The following is a 22,577-nucleotide window of genomic DNA, read 5'->3' as shown; positions in this document are numbered from 1 at the left end:
GCTCCACGAGGTGGTGGAAAGGCTGGGCAAGACGGCGGCCAGTGCCGAGGACTTCCCGGCCTTTATCGTCAACCGCATCCTGATGCCGATGATCAACGAGGCGGTTTATACGCTTTACGAAGGCGTGGGCAACGTGAAGTCCATCGACAGCGCGATGAAGCTGGGCACCAACCATCCGATGGGTCCGCTGGAACTGGCCGACTTCATCGGGCTGGATACCTGCCTGGCGATCATGAACGTGCTCCATGACGGCCTGGCCGACACCAAGTACCGCCCCTGCCCGCTGCTCACCAAGTATGTCGAGGCCGGATGGCTGGGCCGCAAGACCGGCCGGGGCTTCTACGACTATCGCGGAGAAACGCCGGTTCCGACACGGTGAGGGGGCCCCATGTCGCTTTCAGGCGCGACGGCGGCAGCGATCCGTTCTTGATTGAACGGATAAGCAAAATCCAAAAGGAGGTAGATGATGAAGGCTTTGACGATGACGGCCGCCATGCTGCTGGCTGCGACGGCCCTGCCCGTCCTGGCGGATGATGCCGCCACCTGCGGCACGGTGCGCTATTCCGATCCCGGCTGGACCGACATCACCGCGACGAACGGCGTCGCCGCCGTTCTGCTCGAGGCGCTTGGCTATACGCCCGAAATCTCGACCCTTTCGGTGCCGGTGGGCTATGAGGCGCTGAAGGGCGGCCAGACCGATGTGTTCCTGGGCAACTGGATGCCCGCGCAGCAGAAGTTCCGCGACGACCTGGATGCGGCAGGCACCATCGACGTGCTGGCGCAGAACCTGGAAGGCGCCAAGTTCACCCTGGCCGTCAACAAGGCCGGCGCCGATGCGGGGGTCAAGGATTTCGCCGATCTGGATGCGCAAAAGGACGCCTTCGGCGGCAAGATCTATGGCATCGAACCCGGCGCGCCCGCGAACCAGTCGATCCAGTCGATGATCGACGCGGACGAATTCGGCTTGGGCGACTGGGAACTGGTGGAATCCGGTGAACAGGCGATGCTGGCGCAGGTCACGCGCAGCGGCGACAGCCCCGTGGTGTTCCTGGCCTGGGCGCCGCATCCGATGAACGAAGCCATCGACATCACCTATCTGTCGGGCGGCGATGCGCAGTTCGGGCCGGACTTCGGCGGGGCCACCGTCCATACCCTGGCGCGCAAGGAATGGGTCGCGGCCTGCCCCAATGCCGCCAAGCTGTTCAGCCAGTTGGTCTTCGACGTGCCGATGGAAAACGTCCTGATGGGCAAGATCCTGGACGACGGCATGGACGCCAGGGACGCCGCAAGGGAATGGCTGGCCGAGAACCCCGAGGCTGCGGACGCATGGTTGGAGGGCGTGACCACGCTGGACGGCCAGCCGGGCGCGGATGCGGTGAAGGCGGCAATTGCCGGATAAGACCGTGAAGCCGAATATCCTGATCCTGATGGTGGACCAGCTGTCGGGGGTGCTTTTCCCCGACGGCCCGGCGCCTTTCCTGCATACGCCCAACCTGAAGCGTCTGGCCGAACGGTCCACGCGTTTCGCCAACACCTATACCGGCAGCCCGCTTTGCGCACCCGCGCGCGCCAGCTTCATGTCGGGGCAGTTGCCGCGGCGGACGCGGGTCTATGACAATGCGGCGGAATTCGCGTCAGACATCCCGACCTATGCCCATCACCTGCGGCGGGGCGGATACCAGACCAGCCTGTCGGGCAAGATGCATTTCGTGGGCCCCGACCAGCTTCACGGCTTCGAGGAACGGCTGACCACCGACATCTATCCCGCCGATTTCGGCTGGACCCCCGATTACCGCCGCCCTGGCGAACGGATCGACTGGTGGTATCACAACCTGGGTTCCGTCACGGGCGCAGGGGTGGCCGAGATCACCAACCAGTATGAATACGACGACGAGGTGGCCTTCAACGCCTGCCGCAAGCTTTACGACCTGTCGCGGGGCAAGGACGACCGGCCCTGGTGCCTGACGGTCAGCTTCACCCATCCCCATGACCCCTTCGTCGCGCGCCGCAAATACTGGGACCTGTACGAGGGCATCCCGGAACTGGAACCGCCTGCGGCCATCGCCTATGACGACATGGACCCGCATTCGCGTCGCCTGATGGATGCCTGCGACTGGCGCGCCTTTGACATCACGGACGATCATGTTCGCCGGGCGCGGCAAGGCTATTTCGCCAATATCACCTATGTGGACGAAAAGATCGGCGAGATCCTGGACGTGCTGGACCGCACCCGGCAGGAGGCCATCGTCCTGTTCCTGTCCGACCACGGAGAGATGCTGGGCGAACGCGGCATGTGGTTCAAGATGAACTTCTTCGAACCGTCCAGCCGCGTGCCGCTGATGATTTCGGCCCCCGGCATGGCGCCGGGGCGTGTGGACCAGCCGGTCAGCACCATCGACGTCCTGCCGACGCTTTGCGACCTGGCGGGGCTGTCGATGGACGAGATCGCGCCCTGGACGGATGGTCATTCGCTGGCCCGCGGCGCAGAGCGGGGGCCGGTGCCGATGGAATATGCGGCCGAGGGCAGCGTGGCGCCGATGGTGGCGATCCGCGACGGACGGTGGAAATACATCGCCTGCGCGGCTGACCCCGAGATGCTGTTCGACCTGGAAACCGACCCCGAGGAACGCGACAACGTCGCGGGCGATCCCGGCCATGCGGTGCCCCTGGCCCATCTGCGCGTCCTGGCGATGCAGCAATGGGATCTGGACGCCTATGACGCCGAGGTGCGCCAGTCCCAGGCCCGCCGCTGGATCGTCTATGAGGCGCTGCGCAACGGGGCCTATTACCCTTGGGACCATCAGCCGCTGCAACTGGCCTCGGAACGCTACATGCGCAACCACATGGACCTGAACGTGCTGGAGGAAAGCCAGCGCTTCCCGCGGGGGGAATAGCAAAAGGGCCGGTCATCCCGGCCCTTCCTTCGTCACGCGCCCTGCTGGGCGTCGTTCTTTTCGCCGCGGTTCTGCATGAACTGGTCGAATTCGGCCTTGTCCTTGGCCTCGCGCAGCTTTTCGAGGAAGTCCACGAATTCGCGGTGCTCGTCCTCAAGGCGTTTCAGCGTTTCCTCGCGATAGGCGTCAAAGGCGCTGTTGCCCGTGGCAGGGGCGTAATAGCGGGCCGATACCCGGCGATTGCTGCAACCGAACATGCGTTTGCTCCAGATCATATAGGCCAGAAGGGCAAGGCCAAGCGGCCAGAAGAAGACGAAGCCAAGGATCATGGCGATGATCCAGGCGGGCTTGCCGCGGGCATCCAGCCAGTCGCGGGCGCGGATCAGCGGGCCTTGGACACGCGACGGCACGGAATAGGCGGGCATTCGATATGATGCGCTGTGCATCCGGGAACCTCCCATGTTAATGTTAATCACATTTACATAAGTAGGCGGCACCAAGGTTCCGTCAAGCGGAGGGGCGAAAATTATTCGCCGATCAAACCAAGCCCCCGCAGATAGATGATCGCGCCGCTTTCCAGCATCTCGGACGCGCCGATGGAACTGCGCCCGCCGGGCTTGCCGCGCAAGAACAACTCGACCACCCCATGGCTGAGCGCCCAGATGTGATTGGCCACCATCCGGGCGGGCGGGCGGCGGTCGGGCGGCAGGCGTTCGGCCATGCTTTCGGCCGCGCGGATCAGCGCCCGCTGCGCCCGGTCCGAGGCGGCGGCAAGATCGGCGTTGCCGGCGATCGAGATCCCGGATTCGAACATCGCCATGTAATAGCCCGGCTGTTCGGCCGCGAAGTCCAGATAGGCCTGCCCCATCCGCATGAAGGCCGTCAGGGGGCGCGGCCTGCCTTCGTCGAAGGCCTGTTCCAGCCGAGTGCCGAAATCGACGAAGCCTTGCCGGGCCACTTCCTCCAACAGGTCGTCGCGGCCTTTGAAATGGCGATAAGGCGCGGCTGGGGACACGCCCGCCCGGCGCGCGGCCTCGGTCAGGGTAAAGGCCAGGGGGCCGGTTTCCTGGATCAGCACAGCCGTTGCATCCACCAGGGCCTGGCGCAGGTTGCCGTGGTGATAGGTCTTGCGGTCGGGCACCTACATGCCTTCGCCGAAGTAATCCGCCACCAGGGCTTCAAGCGCGTCGGCCAGGGGCAAGGCGTCCGGGCCGCTGGTCGTCACCGTGATCTGGCTGCCGCGCGGCGCGGTCAGCATCAGAAGGCCCATGATGGAATCCCCCGACACGCACATGCCGTCCTTTTCGACCTGTGCCTGCGCGTCGAAGCGTTCGACCAGATCGACGAATTTGGCACTGGCCCGCGCGTGAAGGCCCTTTTCGTTTATGATGGCAAGCCGGCGGGTGATCGGTCCGGTCATCCGAAGCGCGGTCCTGTGTCGAAGACCGCCTCGACGGGAACATTATAGGAATTGATGTACTTGCGCCCCGCCTCCTTGGCGAAGGCCACCGCGTCAGGCACCGGCAGGTGACGCGACTTGGCCAGCTTGACCAGCATGGGCAGGTTCGCACCGTACAGGATGGTGCGGTCGCGCACGGCGCAGGCGGGCAGCGACAGGTTCGACGGCGATCCCCCGAACAGGTCCGTCACCACAACCACGCCGCTGCCGTCGTCAACGGCATTGGCGGCCGCCTGGATTTCGGCCGTCTTGGCGGCGCGGTCGTGATCGTCCTCGATCGCGACGGCTGCAATGCCGCTTTGCGGTCCCACCACATGTTCGACCGCCAGAAGATATTCCCTGGCCAGGCCGCCATGCGCCACGATAACGATTCCAATCAACGCGTTCCACCACGTTCAACAGCGCGCAGCCGACCCGCCTCTTGCGCGCTGCCTGCGGCATCGCCCAAGACCGGCGGCGTCGGATTGCGACGCTCGAGTTCCCTATGCCTTATTGACACCGGCCAACCGGCCTTCGCAAGCGCCTGTGCCACCTTTTCAGCCAAAGTGACGGAACGGTGTTGTCCGCCGGTGCAGCCGAATCCGACCGCCAGATGGGACTTTCCCTCCTCGACATAGGCCGGAAGCAGAAACAGGATCATCTCGCACACCCGATCCAGGAAGTCGGCGAATCGCGAGTCGCTTGCCACATGGTCCTGCACCGCCGCGTCGCGCCCGGTCAGGGGGCGCAGCGCGGGTTCCCAATGCGGGTTTGTCAGGAAGCGGCAATCGAACATCATGTCGATGCCCCGCGGCACCCCCCGCTTGTAGCTGAAGGAATGCAGGGACACGCTGAGCCTGCGGTTCGGGCGAATGTCGAACCACCGCGTCAGTTCCGCCTTGAGGTCGTGGGGCGACAGATCCGAGGTATCGACAAGAACATCAGCCCGGACACGGATGGGGGACAGAAGGTCGATTTCCGCCATGACGCCTGCCGCGGGCGCGCTGTCGGGCGACAGCGGATGACGCCGCCGGGTTTCGTTATAGCGGCGTTCCAACACCTCGGGCGCGCAGTCCAGGAACAGCACCTCGGGGGCGTAGCGCGGATCGCGGGTCAGCCGGTCGATCAGCTCGATCAGGTTGCTGGCGGAAAAATCCCGGTTACGCACGTCCAGCCCCAAGGCCAGCGGCTCGGGCCGGCTTGGCCCGTCCAGAAGGCGCGGGATCAGCGACAAGGGCAGGTTGTCGATGGCCTCGAACCCCAGATCCTCCAGCACGTTGATCGCCGTGGACCGTCCAGCGCCGGATGGCCCAGTGACCAGAACCAGCCGTTGCACCCCCTCATCGGATACCGAAGGAAGTTCAACGGGCATAGTGGTGGGATCGTCACCCAGATCGATCATCTTTCCTGCCTGCAAGGGATACAGATCGTTCGTCACAGGACGCGGCCGCCCAGCAAAAGCTGCCGCAGTGCAGCGTAAAGATGCGGTCGATAGGGGCCGGTGACAAGGGGCACGGCCACCCCCAGCACATCATAGCTGCGCGACTGTGGCAGGCGATCATCAGGCCCGGCGCCAAGATCGACCACCTGTGCGACCCGGACCGGCCCGGCAGCGTCCGCCGCCAGGATGCCGATCCCCCGTGCCTCGATCCGCCCCGACAAGGCGGGCGGGCAACTGGCAATGACATCAGCCCCGTCGCGGCGCAGGTCGGTCCTGTCGTCGGCGACCAGCGAAGCGCCCACCGCCAGCAGTTCCAGCGCCAGTGTCGACTTGCCTGCGCCAGAAGGCCCCAGGATCATCAGGCCGGCATTGCGGATGGATACCGTGGTCGCATGAAGCTGCATTCCGAATCACCCCCTGATCCCATCATCGGCAGATTTCGCTAATACAGGGTTGAGAAGCAGCGCATCTTGTCCCTGTTGGCGATAACATTGTCTGTTTCCGCTAACTGTTCGCGCCAACTTCTTTTTCGCGCTTCGGCCCATGCTATAGCCGCCCCATAATGCTTCACGAAAGTGTCGCATGCCATCGCATGAGGAGAGACCATGTCCAGCCGCGTAAACCCGAACTGCAAGCTTGAGGATCAGGGAATCGAGGGCCTCGGCCGGGTTTACTACAACCTGCTGGAGCCGGCGCTGATGACCGAGGCGGTGGCCCGCGGCGAAGGCAAGCTGGGCCTGGGCGGCACCTTCCTGGTCTCCACCGGCGCGCATACCGGGCGTTCGCCCAAGGACAAGTTCGTGGTCCGCAGCCCCGAGGTCGAGGACACGATCTGGTGGGAAAACAACAAGCCCATGTCGCCGGAGGCCTTCGATCGCCTGCACGCCGACATGCTGGCCCATATGAAGGGCCGCGACTATTTCGTGCAGGATCTGTTCGGCGGCGCGGATGCCGACAACCGCCTGGACGTGCGCGTGGTGACCGAACTGGCCTGGCACGGGCTGTTCATCCGCCACCTGCTGCGGCGCCCCGATGCCAGCGAATTGGCAAGCTTCGCGCCCGAATTCACCATCATCAACTGCCCCAGCTTCAAGGCCGATCCCGAACGCCACGGCTGCCGCAGCGAAACGGTGATCGCGCTGAACTTCGCCAAGAAGCTGATCCTGATCGGCAACACGGCCTATGCGGGCGAGAACAAGAAATCGGTCTTCACGCTGCTGAACTATCTGCTGCCGGAAAAGGGCATCATGCCGATGCATTGTTCGGCCAACCACGCCATCGGCAATCCCGACGACAGCGCCGTCTTCTTCGGCCTGTCCGGCACCGGCAAGACCACGCTGTCGGCCGACCCCTCGCGCGTGCTGATCGGCGATGACGAACATGGCTGGTCGGACAAGGGCATCTTCAACTTCGAGGGCGGCTGCTACGCCAAGACCATCAACCTGTCGCCCAAGGCCGAACCCGAGATCTATGCCACCTGCTCTCGCTTCGGCACGGTGATCGAGAACATGGTCTTCGACCCGGAAACGCTGGAACTGGATTTCGACGACAACTCGATCACCGACAACATGCGCTGCGCCTATCCGCTGGAGGCCATCGGCAACGCGTCGGATACCAGCCTGGGCGGGCATCCGAAGAACGTGATCATGCTGACCTGCGACGCCTATGGCGTGCTGCCGCCCATCGCGCGGCTGACGCCTGCGCAGGCGATGTATCACTTCCTGTCGGGCTTCACCTCCAAGACGCCGGGGACCGAGGTGGGTATCGTGGAGCCGATCCCGACTTTCTCGACCTGCTTCGGCGCGCCCTTCATGCCGCGCCGCCCCGAGGTTTATGGCAAGCTGCTGCAGGAAAAGATCGCCCAGCACGGCGCAAGCTGCTGGTTGGTCAATACCGGCTGGACCGGCGGAGCCTTCGGCACCGGCAAGCGGATGCCCATCGCCGCAACCCGCGCCCTGCTGGCGGCCGCACTGGACGGCAGCCTGAACGACGTGCAGTTCCGCAAGGATCCGAACTTCGGCTTCGAGGTTCCGGTCAGCGTGCCGGGCGTCGAGGAGAAGCTGCTGGATCCGCGACAGACCTGGGCCGATCCCGCCGCCTATGACAAGCAGGCCGCCAAGTTGGTGCAGATGTTCAGCGACAACTTCGCGCAATATCTGGAAGCCATCGACGACGAGGTTCGCGCGGCGGCCATCGGCTGAGATCGCTCATCCAAAATTCAAAGGCCGCGCAGATAGCGCGGCCTTTTTCTTTTGGTACGTAGGGTGCGTGCTTGCACGCACCGACTGCGCAAGAACCGTGGTGCGTGCAAGCACGCACCCTGCGGGATCACCCGATCCGGCCGCCGCCCTGTCTGGTGATCGCCACCACGGCCGGGCGCACGGGCATGGCATCGTCGAAATCCGGCCAGCGGGTGGAAAGATCCTCGTAATAGGACGGGCGGCCATGGCCTTCCCAGTCCTCGCCGCCGTCGCCCGGATGCTGGACGGCCACGAAGAAGGTGGTCATGTCCTCGGTGATGCAGGGGCCGCACAATTCGGCGCCCACCGGCACGCGATAGAACAGCCGCGATGTGCCGCGCGCCGCGCCCTCGGTGTCCAGGGCCCAGAGCCCGTCCGTGCGCCCCGTATCGGCCATCGAGTTGCCGTCGGTCGAAACCCAGAGCCGCCCTTCCGCATCCACGGCGGCGTTGTCGGGCATCCCGAACCAGCCATCCACCGTGGTTTCGGTCGAAAAGGTGGCCCCCACCTCGGCAATCGAGGGATCGCCGCATTTCACCAGGATTTCCCAGGTGCCGCTGGTCGCGGTGAAGTCGCCGTCCTGCTCGATGATCTCGATGATATGGCCGAAGGCGTTGTCAACGCGCGGATTGGCGGCATTGGCTTCCTCGCGCTTGGTGTTGTTGGTCAGCATGACATAGGCGCGGCCCGTCAGCGGGTTCGGCTGGATGTCCTCGGGGCGGTCCATCGGGGTCGCTTCCAGCAGGTCGGCGGCGCGGCGAGTCTCGATCAGGACATCGGCCTGGGTCGCAAAGCCGTTGGCGGCGGTCAGCGGGCCTTCGCCTTGCACCAGCGGCAGCCATTCCACCCGCCCGCCCTCATCGAAGCGCGCGACATAAAGCGTGCCTTCGTCCAGCAGGTCCATGTTGGCGGCGCGGTCCTCAGGGTTGTACTTGCCCGCCGTGACGAACTTGTAAACGTAATCGAAGCGTTCGTCGTCGCCCAGGTAGAAGACCACGCGGCCGTCCTTGGCCACCACGCTTTCCGCGCCCTCGTGCTTGAAGCGGCCAAGGGCGGTGCGCTTTTTCGGGGTCGAGTTCGGGTCCATCACGTCCACCTCGACGATCCAGCCGAAGCGGTTGGCCTCGTTGGGATCCTTGGACACGTCGAAGCGGTCGTGGAACCTGCCCCAGGCATAGGTCGAATCCGGGATGCCCAGGCGTTCGTAATTCGCGGCCTCGGCATGGCCTTCGGGAAGCGTGCCGGTGAAATAACCGTGGATGTTTTCCTCGGCCATGATGTAGGTGCCCCAGGGGGTCACGCCGCCCGCGCAGTTGTTGATCGTGCCCAGCACGGCGCGTCCCGTCGGATCGGCTACGGTCTGCAGGCGGGCATGGCCCGCGGCGGGGCCGGTCAGTTCCATCGGAGTCTTGGCGGTGATGCGGCGGTTCAGCGCCCCGTCCAGCACCGGCTGCCATTTGCCGTCAACCTTGCGGATCTCGATGATCGTGCCGCCATGGGCCGCCATCTCGATGTTCACGCGGGCCTCGTCGGCCTCGGACACTTCGATCTCGCCGTCCTTGATGGTGACGATGCCGGGGAACATCAGGTGTTCGTTGGTGTATTCGTGGTTCACGACCAGCAACCCGCGATCATCCGCCCCATCCAACGGGATGAAGCCCACGAAATCGTTGTTGTATCCGAACTGGCGTTCCTGCGCGGCCTCGGACTGGTTCAGCGGGTCGAAATCCGGGGCGTCGGCGAACACCTTGTCGCCCCAGCGCAGCAGCACATCGGCGTCATAGCCCTCGGCCACATGGTGATCGGCATCGACGCCTGCGGTGACTTCGGGGAAGTTGAAGGCCGAGGCCGGGGCAGCCTGCGCATCGGTCGCCGACAGCAGCGCCATCGGGCTGACCGTGGCCGAGATCGCCGTCACCGCCATGGAGCCTTTCAGGAAACCCCGGCGGGAAAAGCGGGCCGCGATGATCTCGCCCATGGTGCGGCTGGCGGTGGGATTGAGGCCGGGGCCGTCGGCCTCCTCCAGCTTGCTGGTGCGAAAGATGTTGCGGGTTTGCTGGTCACGCATCGCGCTCTCCTGGCTGTCGTTGAGGCCACGGGGCCTGTCGGGCAGCGATTAGGGGGGCGGTGCGACAGGGATGCGTCAGGTTTGTGAAGCTTTGACGAAAACGCCCGCCGGATGGCGGGCGTCCGGCGGGTCCGTTCAGACGCCCAGGCACCAGCGCATCACCGCCTTCTGGGCGTGCAGGCGGTTCTCGGCCTCGTCCCAGATGACCGAATGGGGGCCGTCCATCACCGCGCTTGTCACCTCGTCCTCGCGGTGGGCGGGCAGGCAGTGCATGAACAGGCTGTCGGGCTTGGCCTTCGCCATCAGCGATTCATTGACCTGATAGCCGCGCAGTTGGTTGTGGCGGCGTTCCTTGGCCGATTGGGGATCGTGCATCGACACCCAGGTATCGGCCATGACCAGGTCCGCGCCCTCGACCGCCTGGGCCGGGTCGCGCACGATCTCGGCCCGGACGCCCTGGGCGCGGGCGAACTCCAGGGCATCGCGTTCGGGGTCGAGCGGCGGGGGGCCGCTGAAGGTGAAGTCGTAGCCGAACTGGCCCGCGCCATGGATCACGCTCGCGCAGACATTGTTGCCGTCGCCGACCCAGACCACCTTGCGGCCGGCGATGGGGCCGCGATGTTCCTCGAAGGTCATCACGTCGGCCATGATCTGGCAGGGATGGGTGCGGTTGGTCAGGCCGTTGATGACCGGGACGGTGGCATGTTCCGCCATTTCCAGAAGGGTCGCTTCCTCGAAGGTGCGGATCATGATGAGGTCCACATAGCGCGACAGCACGCGGGCGGTGTCGGCGATGGTCTCGCCATGGCCCAGCTGCATTTCGCTGCCCGACAGGACCATCGTCTGCCCGCCCATCTGGCGCACGCCCACGTCGAAGCTGACGCGGGTGCGGGTCGAGGGTTTTTCGAAGATCAGCGCGACCATGCGGCCGGCCAGCGGCTGTTCGTCGTCGGGCGTGCCCTTGGGGCGGTTGTTGCGGGCGGTCTTCATGGCAAGGGCCTGGTCGATGATCGACCGCAGATCCGCCTTGTCGGTGGTGTGGATGTCCAGAAAATGCTTCATCTTTGTGGCTTTCGCGATTTGGGCAAGGAAGCCCGCTTGGCGTGACCGGGTCAAGAGGGGGCGCTGCCCCCACGCGCGTGCCGCGCGTTCCCCCGGGATATTTGAGCAACGAAGAAGCGGTTATCGTCGGCGCGTCAGCAGGCGGCAGGGATGATCCCCGCCGCCAGTGCCATGCAGGGGCGCAAGGTCACGCAAGGCTTGCCGCCGCGCGGTCGAGCCGCGCCACCGCCTCGGCGATCTCGTCATCGGTGATGTTCAGGGGCGGCAGCAGGCGCAGGGTATTGTCGGCCGCCGGCACGGTCAGCAGGTGCTGCGCGTATCCCGCCTTGACCACATCCGTGGGCGCGACCTTGCATTTCAGGCCCAGCATCAGGCCCTGGCCGCGCACGGCTTCGAAGACATCGGGATGGGCGGCGACCAGGCCTTCCAGCCTTTGGCGGAACAGGGCGGCCTTGCGGTTCACCTCGGCCAGGAAGGCGTCGTTGGCCACGATCTCCATCACGCGGGCACCCACCGCGCAGGCCAGCGGGTTGCCGCCATAGGTGGAGCCATGCGTGCCCGCGACCATGCCGGCGGCGGCCTTTTCGGTGGCAAGGACGGCACCCAGCGGGAAGCCGCCGCCGATGCCTTTGGCGACCATCATGATGTCCGGCGCGATGCCTGCATATTCGTGGGCGAACAGGCGGCCGGTGCGTCCCATGCCGCATTGCACCTCGTCCAGCACCAGCAGCGCGCCGTATTGGTCGCACAGCGCGCGGATGTCCCGCAGGTCGGCGTCGGGCAGCGGGCGGATGCCGCCTTCGCCCTGCACGGGCTCCAGCATGACGGCGGCGGTCCTGTCGCTGATGGCGGACCGAAGCGCGTCCAGATCGCCCCAGGGCAGCGTGCGGAAGCCGGGCATCAGGGGGCCGAAGCCCTTGGTCATCTTTTCCGACCCCGAGGCCGCGATGGCCCCGGTGGACCGGCCGTGGAAGGCGCCCTCGAAGGTCAGGATCTCGATGCGGTCCTGGTCCCGGTCGTGCCAGTACTTGCGGACCATCTTGATCGCCAGTTCCGCGGCCTCGGTCCCGGAATTGGTGATGAAGGCCGTGTCGGCGAAGGTGTGTTCGACCAGCAGGTCGGCCAGCCTTTCCTGCTGCGGGATCTGGTAAAGGTTCGAGACATGCCAGATCTTCCCCGCCTGTTCGGTCAGCGCGGCCACCAGGTCGGGGTTCGTATGGCCCAGCACGTTCACCGCGATCCCCGAGCCCAGGTCCAAGTATCGGCTGCCGTCCGTGGCGATGGCCCAAGCCCCTTCGCCCTTTTCAAAGGCGATGGGTGCGCGGTTATAGGTCGGCAGGACGTGCGAAATCATTGGGGACTCCCCGATTGGCAGGACGGAATGTGAGGGCAGGCGGGATCGGACGGTGACGGGGCGTCAACGTCGGGGACGGGCAAGAATGGCGGTCCGCGTGATCATGGCTTCGGCCATAGCGCCGATTCGCGCATCGCGCAATCACGCTTTCATCCGATAGCCGGTTTTGAGCCAGCGCCATGCCAGCCACAGGATCAGCGCCACGACGACGGTGCATATGACCAGACCGCGCCCGACCGGCGCGTCGCTGACCCCGGTGACGCCAAAGCGCGCGCCGTCGATCAGGTAGAAGACCGGGTTCCAGTGCGACAGCGTGCGGAAGGGTTCGGGCAGGGCCTGGACGGAATAGAAGGTGCCCGACAGGAAGGATAGCGGTGTGATAATGAAATTGCTGATCGCGGCCATCTGGTCGAATTTCTGTGCCAGCACCCCGGCCAGGATCCCCAGGCCCCCCAGCATCAGCGCGGCCAGCAGGACAAAGGTCAGCGCCCACAGGGGATGGGCCACCCCCTGCCCCGTGACCAGCACCATGCCCGTGCCGATCACCAGACCCACCAGTCCTGCGCGGGCCACGGAACCTGCCAGATAGCCCGCCAGCAATTCCCCCGCCGACAGGGGCGGCATCAGCGTGTCCACGATATTGCCCTGCACCTTGGCCGAGGTGATCGAGCTTGAGGTGTTGGCGAAGGCGTTCTGGATCACCGTCATCATCAGGATGCCCGGCCCCAGGAAGACCAGATAGGGCAGGCCCATCACCTGCCCCCGGCCCTGCCCCATGGCCAGGGCGAAGATCAGCACGAACAGCGCCGCCGTCATCAGGGGCGCAAAGATCGTCTGCTGCCAGACGGCCATGAAGCGCATCACCTCTCGGGTGGCGAGGGTGCGCAGGCCCAGCCAGTTGACGCGGCCGAAGCGGCGCACGCCCATGGCGGGGGTGTCGGTGCGGATCGTAGAGGGCATCAGGCGGTCCTTGAATTTCTGCGCATCGGCGGCTAAATCTCGGCATCCCGTTTCTGACGGGGGCAATCGCAGGTTTCAAGATGGGGCGGCGGACGACACCCGCCCGGAAAGGCAATCATGTCCTGGACGGATGAACGCGTCGAGACGCTGAAGCGCATGTGGTCCGAAGGCCAGTCGGCAAGTGCCATCGCCAAGGAACTGGGCGGCGTGACGCGCAACGCGGTCATCGGCAAGGTCCATCGCCTTGGGCTGTCTAACCGCAACGATGAACCCGAGGCCGCCCCTGCGCCTGCCCCCGAACCCGTGGCGGACAAGAAGATCGACCGCAAGCCCGCGCCTGCCGCCGAACCCGCCCGTCCCGAACCCCAGCCCGAAGTCGCGGCCGTCCCGGCCGACCCTGCCCCGGAAGAACCCGTGTCCCAGCCTGTCTTTACCCCCGTTCCGCGCCGCCCGATCGTGCCGGCGGGCCAGCCCCTGCCGCCCCAGCCTTCGGCCAACGAGATCAGCCCCGAGACGCTGGCCTCGGTCCGCGAGGTGGAAAAGCGCGCCCGCAAGCTGACCCTGATGGAACTGACCGAACGCACCTGCAAATGGCCGATCGGCGATCCCGCGACGGAAAAGTTCTGGTTCTGCGGCCTGCCCAGCCAAGCGGGGAAGCCTTACTGCGAGGCCCATGTCAGCGTGGCCTTCCAGCCGATGAGCTCGCGTCGCGACCGGCGGCGTTAAGGGTCCGGCATACGGGGTTCGCGTCCGATGCGCCTGTCCTGCCTCACCCTTGCCGCAACGGCCGCCCTGGCCGGTCCCGGCCAGTCGCAGACCACGCTGACCCTGCCGCTGGACGGGGCGACGCTGAACGACACCACCTATTTCTGCAATAGCGGCGCCGTGGTCGAGGTGCGTTATCTGAACGCCGGGCCGAACAGCCTGGCGCTGCTGCCCATCAAGGGCGAACAGCGGATCTTCGTCGGCGTGATCGCCGCGTCCGGCGCCCGGTATGTTTCGGGCGAATACGAATGGTGGTCCAAGGGCCGCGACGCCAGCCTGACCAACGCCTTGGACCCCGCCGATACCCAATCCTGCGTCGAGACGGACTAACGGACGTCCAGCCGGTCTTCCACCCAGGCCCGCAGGATCGTCTGGGCAATGGCGCCCTTGCGGGCGGGGCGGATGCGGGAATGCCGTCCTGCAAGCGCCTCGGCCACCTCGGCCCTGCCGATCCACATCGCGTCCTCCAGTTCGCCTGGATCAAGGGTGATGTCGCGCGTTTCCGCCCGCGCCAAGCATCCGATCATCAGCGAGGCCGGGAACGGCCAGGGCTGGGACGTCAGATAGCGCACATCGCCCACGCCGATCCCTGATTCCTCGTGCACTTCGCGGCGGACCGCTTCCTCGATCGTCTCGCCCGGCTCGACGAAGCCCGCCAGAAGCGAATACATCCCCTCGTCCCAGCCGGATTGACGGCCAAGCAGGACGCGGTCGCCGTCCAGCACCAGCATGATCACCACCGGGTCGGTGCGCGGAAAATGCGGCCGCCCGCAGGCGGGGCAATCGAAGCGCCAGCCCGCATGGGCGACCGTGTTGCGTGCGCCGCAATTCGAACAGAAGCCGTGGCTGCGGCGCCATTCGAAAATCCCCTTGGCGGGGGCGGCAATGGCGGCATCGCGGTGATCCAGGTCGCCCAGGATGGCACGCAGATCGGCAAAGCGTTGCAAGGGCGCCAGGGACAGGCAGGCTGCGGGATCACCGTCGGGCGGCACCAGGCCGGACACATCAACCGCGAAATGCGCAGTTCCCCTATCGTCCAGGCCAAGGAACAGCGCGCCCTCCGCCTGGCCCGACACCCTTGCGTCGTCGGCGGCCAGCCAGACCAGCCGCGGCCCCAGCCCATTTTCCTGGAACAAGGGCTTGCCCTGCCAGAAGGGCAGGACACGGCTGGCGGGATCGGCCAGGTAACGCGCCATGGTCCCGGCATCGCCCCGCAGCCGGTCCGCGCGGTCAAGATAGCTGCCACCAAAGGTGATTTCGGATTCGTCGATCATGGCCGCGACGCTGCACCGGCGCGGGCGCCGCGACAAGGCCCCTTCGCGACAGGACGTTCAGTCCCGACGTTCCCAGCCGATCCGGTGGCCCATGACCACGGCCATCACCAATGCCATCGAGGCGACAAGTTCCAGCATCTCCTCGATCCTGGAGGCGCGGACAACGGTCTCGGCGCCGATCTCGTGATTGATCGCGGACAGTTTTCGCCCGATCCCGTCCAGGCTTTTCGACACGATCACGGTGACGCCCGCCAGCAGGACCAGCCAACTGTCCGGCCGCCCTTGCCGCAGCCCGCGGACGAAGGGGGGAACGGTCCGGGCGGTCAGCCGCCAGGCACAGACCAGGATCAGCGCGATCACCGCCGCCCCTGCGATCTTCTCGGCCAGGGGCGCAGGACCGGAATAAAGCCGCAGTTGCAGCACCCCTTCGGTCGTCAGCGCCTTGTCCATGTCGAATTCGCGCAAGAACATCAGGACCAGGATCACCGGCAGGTGCCACTGGCTGCGCCGCATGCCGGGGGGCATCACGGCGACCAGCAGCACGGCGGCGGCCAGATAATAGACGCCCGACAGGAACTCGATCGTGTGACCCTCGTCGAAGATCTGGGCGATGGTGTCGTGCAGCAGCAAGTCCACCCCCAGCATCAGGACAAGGGCTGCCAGCATCAGCGACAGCGCCGTCGCGGGTTGAAAATCACTGTGGCGCAAGGATGGCTCCGGTTCTGGCGGCTGGCACGAAGGGGCGACCTTAAGGGCCGGGGACAGGGGGATCAAGCAGGCGGCGAAATGCTGGTCTTCCCCTTCGGGCGTCTATAGATACGGGGCCGATCAGATTCACAGGAACCGGAATGGCCCGCCACCTCATCACCTCCGCCCTGCCCTATATCAACGGCATCAAGCACCTGGGCAACCTTGTCGGGTCGCAACTGCCGGCCGACCTTTACGCCCGCTTCCTGCGGGCGCGCGGACACGAGGTGATGTTCATCTGCGCCACCGACGAACACGGCACCCCCGCCGAACTGGCCGCCGCCAAGACGGGCGAACCCGTGGCCGAATACTGCGCGCGGATGCACGGGGTGCAGGCGGAACTGGCGCGGGGCTTCGGGCTGTCCTTCGACCATTACGGCCGGTCTTCCAGCCCGCAGAACCACGCGCTGACCCAGCATTTCGCGGGCAGGCTGGCCGAGAACGGTTATATCGCCGAGGTCAGCGAAAAGCAGGTCTATTCGGTCGATGACGGCCGCTTCCTGCCCGACCGCTATATCGAGGGCACCTGCCCCAATTGCGGCTATGACAAGGCCCGCGGCGACCAGTGCGAGAATTGCACCAAACAGCTTGATCCGACCGACCTGATCGACCCGCGCAGCGCCATTTCCGGCAGCACCAACCTGGAGGTGCGCGAAACCAAGCACCTTTATCTGCGCCAGTCCGCCCTGAAGGACCAGATCAGCGACTGGATCGACAGCAAGACCGACTGGCCGATCCTGACGACCTCGATCGCGCGCAAATGGCTGGACGACGGTGAAGGCTTGCAGGACCGGGGCATCACCCGCGACCTGCACTGGGGCGTGCCCGTGCGGCGCGGCGACCAGCCCTGGCCGGGGATGGAGGGCAAGGTCTTCTATGTCTGGTTCGACGCCCCCATCGAATATATCGCCGCCACCGCCGAATGGGCGGATGCGCATGGCAAGTCCGACGCCGACTGGCGCCGCTGGTGGCGCCGCGACGAAGGGGCGGATGACGTGACCTATACCCAGTTCATGGGCAAGGACAACGTCCCCTTCCACACCCTGTCCTTCCCCGCCACGCTGATCGGGTCCGGCGAGCCGTGGCGCATGGTCGATTACATCAAGTCCTTCAACTACCTGACCTATGACGGCGGGCAGTTCAGCACGTCGCAGGGGCGCGGCGTCTTCATGGACCATGCGCTGGAAATCCTGCCCGCCGATTACTGGCGGTGGTGGCTTTTGTCCCACGCGCCGGAATCCGGGGACAGCGAATTCACCTGGGAAAATTTCCAGCAGTCCGTGAACAAGGACCTGGCCGATGTGCTGGGCAACTTCGTCAGCCGCATCACCAAGTTCTGCCGGTCCAAGTTCGGCGAGACGGTGCCCGAGGGCGGCACCTACGGCCCCGAGGAAACCGCCCTGGTCGAGGCGCTGACCGCGCGCATCCGCGCCTATGAAGGCTTCATGGCCGCGATGGAGGTCCGAAAGTCCGCGTCCGAGTTGCGCGCGATCTGGGTCCTGGGCAACGAATACCTGCAATCGGCAGCCCCCTGGTCCACCCACAAGACCGACGCGGACAAGGCGGCGATGCAGGTGCGCCTGGGCCTGAACCTGGTCCGGCTTTATGCCGTCCTGTCCGCGCCCTTCATCCCCTTCGCGTCCCGCGCGATGCTGGAGGCGATGGGAACGGGCGACGGCGCCTGGCCCGACGACGTGTCGGCGGCGCTGACCGCCCTGCCGGCGGGCCATGCCTTCACCGTGCCGGATGTCATGTTCGCCAAGATCACCGACGAACAGCGCGCCGAATGGGCCGAGCGTTTCAAGGGCGTGCGCCAGTAACGCCGCGTGGCGGTGGACATTCCCACCCCGCCTGCGTTTATTCGGGATGACCATCCCAGGACGAAAGGCACGGCATGACCCATTGCATCCTGATCGGTGCGCCCCTTGACGAAGGCCAGCGTCGCCCCGGCTGCCTGATGGGACCGGCCGCCTATCGCGTGGCGGGGCTGGCGGGCACCCTCACGGCCTTGGGTCACACGGTCCGGGACATGGGCGATGTCCAGCCGGAACCGGCGCCCCAGGTGACTTGCGCCAATCCCGCCGTGCATCACCTGCCAGAGATGATCGCCTGGACGCAAGCGCTGCAAGAAGCGGTGGCCCAGGCGCTGCCCGAGGGATTGCCGATCATCATGGGGGGCGATCACGCCCTGGCCCTGGGCACCGTGGCGGGGGCGGCAATCCATGCGCAGCGGCAGGGACGGCCGTTGTTCGTGCTGTGGCTGGACGCCCACAGCGACATCCACACGGTCCAGACGACGACCTCGGGCAACCTGCACGGCACGCCGATCGCCTATGCCCTGGGTCTGCCGGGCTTCGATCCGTTTCCGCCCTTCCCGCATCCCGTGCCCGGCGAAAACATCTGCATGTTCGGCATCCGAAGCGTCGATCCCGCCGAACATGCCACGATGCTGTCCGTCGATATCACCGTGAACGACATGCGGGTTCTGGACGAACAGGGGATCGTCGCGCCCCTGCGCGCCTTCCTGGACCGGGTCAGGGCGGCGGGCGGGATGCTGCATGTCTCGCTGGACGTGGACTTCCTCGACCCCTCGATCGCGCCTGCGGTGGGCACGACCGTTCCCGGCGGCACCACCTTCCGCGAAGCGCATCTGGTGATGGAACTGCTGCACGAATCCGGCCTTGTCACCTCGCTGGACCTGGTGGAACTGAACCCGTTTCTGGACGAACGCGGCCGCACGGCCAAGCTGATGGTCGATCTGGTGGGCAGCCTGATGGGCCGCAAGGTCTTCGACCGCCCCACCCGCAGCTTCTAGGGCCGCAACTTCCGGCCCTTGCCATTCCCCGTCCCGCCCGCTAGCGAATTCAAGGCGCGGGCGTGGCGGAATGGTAGACGCATGGGACTTAAACTCCCTGGAGCATCGCTCGTGCGGGTTCAAGTCCCGCCGCCCGCACCATCCTTGCAGGTCCTGAATGCAGAAACGGCCAGCCCCAAGGGGACTGGCCGTTTCTGGATCCGTGGTGCCGGTGAAGGGACTCGAACCCCCGACCCCATCATTACGAATGACGTGCTCTACCAGCTGAGCTACACCGGCATCTGGTGACGCGCCCGATATCAGGTTCCCCGGCGGGGGGAAAGGGGGCGCGGCACATTTTCTGCACGCCCCCCAAGGATATCGGTCACGGGCGCGCCTTGCCCTCGGTCCAGTCGGCATCCTCGGGCGGCAGAACGTCCGGGCGGACCAGGACGGGTTCGGGACGCTCATCCCTGTCGAAAGGCCGCTCGGGGGCGGGCTTGGCTGTTGCCTGGGGGGACGCCTGCGGCGCCGGCATGGGCTGCACCTCGACCTTGACGGGCTCCGGCATCACGGGCGCCGGCTCGGGGGTCGTGACGGTGCTGACGGGCTCGATCGTCACATAGTCGCTTTCACGCGGCACCATTCCGGGGGCCACATCCGCAACCTCGGTCCGGCGGATCTTCGGCGCATCGGACCTGGGCTTCGCAGCCGGGGGCGGCGACACCTCGGGCACGGGATCGGCAAGGGCCCCGTCTTCCGCCCTGTCAGACCTGCCGGGCTGGGGTTTCGGGCCGCCGACCAGCAGGGGCAGCATCTCGGCGCCCTTGGTCGCGGTGGCGACGGCCTGGGCCTTGTCGGGTTCCCGCCAGGTCAGCGTGTCGAAACCACCGCAGCTGTCGCAGACCGGCGCCCAGTCGGACATCACGTTGTGGCACTTGTCGCAGACCCATTGCGGGCCGCGCGACGCGGTCAACGCGCGTGCCAGATAGCCGCGGACGACGCTGTCGTCGGCCCCTTCGCCACGCTCCACCGCCGCCATGATGGACAGGGTCCGCACGGTCGGGTGCTTTTCCGCCAGATCGCCAAGCGCACGGCGGGCGCCGGGGAAATCCTCGGCCGCCAGCAGCAGTTCGGCCCGCAGCAGGCGCGATTCCTCGTCATTGGGGTTCTTGGCGATCAGCCGTTCAAAGCGCGTCAGCCGGGCCGCCGGAGTCTCGTCCGGCACGATCTCGGCATAGGCCGCCGCGACATCGGGATGCGGGCGCACCGACCAGGTCTTTTCCAGCACGCGCGAGGCGTTGCGGTAATCCTTTTGCGCGACATAGCTGCGCGCGGCCAGCACCGCCGCCGGGATCAGGTCAGGGGATGCCTTGTTGGCCGAAATCGCGGCCTCTCGTGCGCTGATCGAATTGCCCTCGGCCAGGACCTCGCTGGCTTCCTGAAGCGCCAGAACGGCGTCGCGGCGGATATGCACGTCCTTGGGCAACTCGCCCTGCTTGCGCTTTTCCTTCAGCAACTGCCGCGCGCCCTTCCAGTCATGCTCGCGCATTTCCAGATCCAGCAGCGTGTCCTGCAATTCGCGGTGCCTGGGCTTCAGGGCATAGGCCTTTTGCGCCAGCAAAAGCGCGGTCGCGGTGTCGCCTTCGTCGATCTTCTGGCGCATCAACCCGCGGATGCCGACAAACCGCGTGCGGTCGTCCTCCAGCAGGGTGCGATAGACCTGGCCCGCCCGGGCCTTGTCCCCCGCCACCTCGGCCGCCTGGGCGGACAGAAGGTTGGTGATATGGGGCATGTTCAGGTATTTCTCGGCCTTGGCGGCCTTGTCCTGGGCCAGCTTGCCTTCGCCTGAGGCGACCGCCAGCATCCCCTCGCCCAGGGCGGCATAGCCCTTGCGTTCGCGCGACCGCGCGAAATAGCGGTCGATGGCGGTTTCGTCGCCCGCCAGGAACCGGATGAAGGCCAAAAACAGGCCCAGGGCCTTGAAGACCAGCCAGGCCAGGACCATCAGCACCAGCAGCGCCACGACCGCCTTGACGGGGGTCAGCGCGTATTCGGTGCCGGCATATTCCAGGCGCAGCATCTGCCCCGTTTCCGACAGGCGCATGGCGCCCAGGGAAACAAGCAGCACGACGGCAAAGAAGAACAGGATTTTCAACAGGGACAGCAGCATTGCCCGGACCTCAGTTTGCAGGGGCGGACAGGTCGGACAAAGCCGCCTGCGCATCGCGATAGGCGGTGGCCCCGGCCAGCCATTCGGCCATGGCGGTGGCGGTCTTGCCCGGTTCCGGCAGCGCCTCGATCTCTGTCACGGCATCGCCGATGCGGCCTTCCTCGACCGCCGCGTCGGCGCGCGACAGGATCGCATCGGGGTCCGTGCCCTCTTTCGGCTCGACCGAACGGGCGCCGGTCTGGGCGCGGATGAAGTTTCCGAACAGGCTGCCATTGCCCGCCGCGCTGTCCTGGCGCAGGGATGCGCGCAGGGCCGCCCGCGCCGCTTCCGGGAAGGACGCCTGCAGGCTGTCCAGGCTGGGAACCTCGCGCGTCAGCGCCTCGGGGGCCTCGATCCCCACGCCTTCCAGGGTCTGGCGCGCCTCGTCCGGGGTCACGCCCCGGTCAAGGGCGGCTTGCAGCGCGGCGACGGCGGCAACGGCTTCGGCCCGGCGGGTGGTTTCGGCGGCCGCTTCCTGCAACTGCTGCGCCTCGGCCTGGGCTGCGTTGATCTGGGCCTGCGCGGCCTGGGCTGCGGTCTGAAGCTGCTGCTCCAGCGTGTCGGCCTGCTCGGCCAGGGTCTGCACGCGCGCGGCAAGATCGGGGTCGATCTGCGGGCGGCTGGCAAGGTCCTGGATCTGCGCGGCCTGTGCCTCGACCTGCTCGCGCAGCGCGGCCTGGGCCTCGACCTGCTGGCGCAGCGCGGCCAGATCCTCGACCGTGGGCCCGGCGGGCGCGTCCGCAGCCGCGGGTGCCTGGGCCATTTCGGCGCGCAGGGCGTCGATCTGTTCCGCCGTCGCGGCCTGGGCGGCGGCCACAGCCTCGTTGCGGATGGCGGCGACGTCGATGTCGGGGGCCACCTGCGCGACAGCCTGGGTGTCGGGCTGTTCGGGCAGCCAGCCTGCGGGCAGGTGCGGCAGCGCCCAGATGGTCGCGGCCGATCCCAGCCCCGCGGCAACGACCCCGCCCAGGAACACGGGCCAGAAGCCGGTCTTCTGCACGGTCACCTTCTGCGACGGGGCAGCGGGCGGGACCGAGGCCGAAGCGGGGGTCGAGGCCGAGGCGGTCGCAGAGGCAGGGGCAATCGCCGAGACCGGGGCATCGCGCATGGCCGCTTCCGCCGGGGTATCAGCGGGCGCATCCTTGGCCTTGGCCTTTGTCTTGCGCGCGGCGGGGGGATGCTGGTCCGTCCCGTCGCCCAGCAGGGTGGATTCCACCGGCCTGATGTCGGTCGCTGCCCCCAGGGCGGCGGCAGGTTCGCCAGCGGCGATATCGGTCTGGGCGATGATGCCCGGTTCGGCCGGATTCTTCTTCGGCACCGGGGGTGGC

22 protein-coding genes and 2 tRNA genes are annotated in these 22,577 nt (G+C 66.4%); 9 read left to right on the top strand and 15 right to left on the bottom strand.

The window, feature by feature from the left end; genetic code table 11:
* The 3 genes from IEX25_RS10130 to betC form a co-directional block, all read left to right on the top strand.
* Window positions 1-379 (top strand): 3-hydroxyacyl-CoA dehydrogenase family protein (locus IEX25_RS10130; protein WP_229665129.1); only part of this gene is annotated, 379 nt, incomplete at its 5' end.
* A gap of 87 nt (window positions 380-466) precedes the next feature.
* Window positions 467-1,399 (top strand): choline ABC transporter substrate-binding protein, encoded by a 933-nt coding sequence (gene choX / locus IEX25_RS10125; RefSeq protein ID WP_188715040.1) that lies wholly within the window; start codon window positions 467-469, stop codon window positions 1,397-1,399.
* Window positions 1,400-1,403: 4 nt separating this feature from the next.
* Window positions 1,404-2,894 carry a choline-sulfatase gene (betC, locus tag IEX25_RS10120; protein ID WP_256388123.1) on the top strand — a complete coding sequence of 497 codons (1,491 nt, stop codon included), beginning with the start codon at window positions 1,404-1,406 and terminating at the stop codon, window positions 2,892-2,894.
* Window positions 2,895-2,926: 32 nt separating this feature from the next.
* On the opposite strand, the gene IEX25_RS10115 is transcribed toward betC, so the two are convergent.
* From IEX25_RS10115 to IEX25_RS10090, 6 genes are all read right to left on the bottom strand, one after another.
* Window positions 2,927-3,340 carry a DUF2852 domain-containing protein gene (locus tag IEX25_RS10115; RefSeq protein WP_103173333.1) on the bottom strand — a complete coding sequence of 138 codons (414 nt, stop codon included), beginning with the start codon at window positions 3,338-3,340 and terminating at the stop codon, window positions 2,927-2,929.
* Window positions 3,341-3,420: 80 nt separating this feature from the next.
* On the bottom strand, window positions 3,421-4,035 hold the full coding sequence (locus IEX25_RS10110; protein ID WP_103173334.1) for a TetR/AcrR family transcriptional regulator: 615 nt from the start codon (window positions 4,033-4,035) through the stop codon (window positions 3,421-3,423).
* Window positions 4,036-4,314: an HPr family phosphocarrier protein gene (locus IEX25_RS10105; RefSeq protein WP_103173335.1), complete on the bottom strand. Its 279-nt coding sequence runs from the start codon at window positions 4,312-4,314 to the stop codon at window positions 4,036-4,038. It lies immediately after the preceding gene.
* Window positions 4,311-4,733 (bottom strand): PTS sugar transporter subunit IIA, encoded by a 423-nt coding sequence (locus IEX25_RS10100; protein ID WP_103173336.1) that lies wholly within the window; start codon window positions 4,731-4,733, stop codon window positions 4,311-4,313. Before IEX25_RS10100 ends, IEX25_RS10105 begins: the two co-directional genes overlap by 4 nt.
* Complete coding sequence (rapZ, locus tag IEX25_RS10095) at window positions 4,730-5,704, bottom strand: RNase adapter RapZ (RefSeq protein WP_229665135.1); 975 nt, start codon at window positions 5,702-5,704, stop codon at window positions 4,730-4,732. The genes IEX25_RS10100 and rapZ overlap by 4 nt, the downstream gene beginning before the upstream one ends.
* A 62-nt stretch (window positions 5,705-5,766) precedes the next feature.
* The gene (locus tag IEX25_RS10090; protein ID WP_103173338.1) at window positions 5,767-6,177 is read right to left on the bottom strand and encodes an HPr kinase/phosphorylase; all 411 of its coding nucleotides are present in this window, start codon (window positions 6,175-6,177) and stop codon (window positions 5,767-5,769) included.
* 201 nt (window positions 6,178-6,378) lie between these two features.
* Between IEX25_RS10090 and IEX25_RS10085 the strand changes: the two genes are divergently transcribed.
* On the top strand, window positions 6,379-7,974 hold the full coding sequence (locus tag IEX25_RS10085) for a phosphoenolpyruvate carboxykinase (RefSeq protein WP_103173339.1): 1,596 nt from the start codon (window positions 6,379-6,381) through the stop codon (window positions 7,972-7,974).
* A 127-nt stretch (window positions 7,975-8,101) separates the two neighbouring features.
* Here IEX25_RS10085 and IEX25_RS10080 read toward each other — a convergent pair whose 3' ends face one another.
* The 4 genes from IEX25_RS10080 to IEX25_RS10065 all read right to left on the bottom strand — a co-directional run bounded on the left by IEX25_RS10080 (window position 8,102) and on the right by IEX25_RS10065 (window position 13,457).
* Window positions 8,102-10,081 carry a PhoX family protein gene (locus IEX25_RS10080; RefSeq protein ID WP_103173340.1) on the bottom strand — a complete coding sequence of 660 codons (1,980 nt, stop codon included), beginning with the start codon at window positions 10,079-10,081 and terminating at the stop codon, window positions 8,102-8,104.
* Window positions 10,082-10,216: 135 nt separating this feature from the next.
* Entirely contained in the window at window positions 10,217-11,143 is a 927-nt protein-coding gene (gene argF / locus IEX25_RS10075) for an ornithine carbamoyltransferase (protein WP_103173341.1), read from the bottom strand.
* 187 nt (window positions 11,144-11,330) lie between these two features.
* A complete protein-coding gene (locus IEX25_RS10070; RefSeq protein ID WP_103173342.1) occupies window positions 11,331-12,497 on the bottom strand; it encodes an aspartate aminotransferase family protein in 1,167 nt (388 codons plus the stop codon).
* A 141-nt stretch (window positions 12,498-12,638) separates the two neighbouring features.
* Window positions 12,639-13,457 (bottom strand): ABC transporter permease, encoded by an 819-nt coding sequence (locus IEX25_RS10065; RefSeq protein WP_229665128.1) that lies wholly within the window; start codon window positions 13,455-13,457, stop codon window positions 12,639-12,641.
* Between the two features lie 117 nt (window positions 13,458-13,574).
* Here IEX25_RS10065 and IEX25_RS10060 point away from each other — a divergent pair, with 117 nt between their 5' ends.
* Together IEX25_RS10060 and IEX25_RS10055 are read left to right on the top strand one after the other, a co-directional pair.
* Window positions 13,575-14,183 carry a GcrA family cell cycle regulator gene (locus IEX25_RS10060; protein WP_103173343.1) on the top strand — a complete coding sequence of 203 codons (609 nt, stop codon included), beginning with the start codon at window positions 13,575-13,577 and terminating at the stop codon, window positions 14,181-14,183.
* Window positions 14,184-14,210: 27 nt separating this feature from the next.
* Window positions 14,211-14,552 carry an MliC family protein gene (locus IEX25_RS10055; protein WP_103173344.1) on the top strand — a complete coding sequence of 114 codons (342 nt, stop codon included), beginning with the start codon at window positions 14,211-14,213 and terminating at the stop codon, window positions 14,550-14,552.
* On the opposite strand, the gene nudC is transcribed toward IEX25_RS10055, so the two are convergent.
* Complete coding sequence (nudC, locus tag IEX25_RS10050) at window positions 14,549-15,496, bottom strand: NAD(+) diphosphatase (protein WP_103173417.1); 948 nt, start codon at window positions 15,494-15,496, stop codon at window positions 14,549-14,551. The two genes, IEX25_RS10055 and nudC, sit on opposite strands and share 4 nt — an antisense overlap.
* Before the next feature lie 57 nt (window positions 15,497-15,553).
* The gene (locus tag IEX25_RS20015; RefSeq protein WP_103173345.1) at window positions 15,554-16,204 is read right to left on the bottom strand and encodes a hypothetical protein; all 651 of its coding nucleotides are present in this window, start codon (window positions 16,202-16,204) and stop codon (window positions 15,554-15,556) included.
* Between the two features lie 140 nt (window positions 16,205-16,344).
* Between IEX25_RS20015 and metG the strand changes: the two genes are divergently transcribed.
* The 3 genes from metG to IEX25_RS10025 all read left to right on the top strand — a co-directional run bounded on the left by metG (window position 16,345) and on the right by IEX25_RS10025 (window position 19,199).
* On the top strand, window positions 16,345-18,063 hold the full coding sequence (metG, locus tag IEX25_RS10035; RefSeq protein WP_188715034.1) for a methionine--tRNA ligase: 1,719 nt from the start codon (window positions 16,345-16,347) through the stop codon (window positions 18,061-18,063).
* A gap of 74 nt (window positions 18,064-18,137) precedes the next feature.
* Window positions 18,138-19,058 (top strand): arginase, encoded by a 921-nt coding sequence (rocF, locus tag IEX25_RS10030; RefSeq protein ID WP_103173347.1) that lies wholly within the window; start codon window positions 18,138-18,140, stop codon window positions 19,056-19,058.
* Window positions 19,059-19,114: 56 nt separating this feature from the next.
* Window positions 19,115-19,199, top strand: a tRNA-Leu gene (locus IEX25_RS10025).
* Window positions 19,200-19,261: 62 nt separating this feature from the next.
* Here the strand turns inward: IEX25_RS10025 and IEX25_RS10020 are convergent.
* The 3 genes from IEX25_RS10020 to IEX25_RS10010 form a co-directional block, all read right to left on the bottom strand.
* Window positions 19,262-19,337 (bottom strand) — tRNA-Thr (locus IEX25_RS10020).
* 85 nt (window positions 19,338-19,422) lie between these two features.
* Window positions 19,423-21,210, bottom strand: a complete 1,788-nt coding sequence (locus tag IEX25_RS10015; RefSeq protein ID WP_103173348.1) for a heme biosynthesis HemY N-terminal domain-containing protein — start codon at window positions 21,208-21,210, stop codon at window positions 19,423-19,425.
* Between the two features lie 10 nt (window positions 21,211-21,220).
* Entirely contained in the window at window positions 21,221-22,567 is a 1,347-nt protein-coding gene (locus tag IEX25_RS10010; protein WP_188715032.1) for a COG4223 family protein, read from the bottom strand.
* Window positions 22,568-22,577 lie beyond the last annotated feature (10 nt).

The sequence above is a fragment of the Paracoccus acridae genome, assembly GCF_014642735.1.
Classification (GTDB): domain Bacteria; phylum Pseudomonadota; class Alphaproteobacteria; order Rhodobacterales; family Rhodobacteraceae; genus Paracoccus; species Paracoccus acridae.
This window is presented reverse-complemented; position numbering and strand designations above follow the sequence as displayed.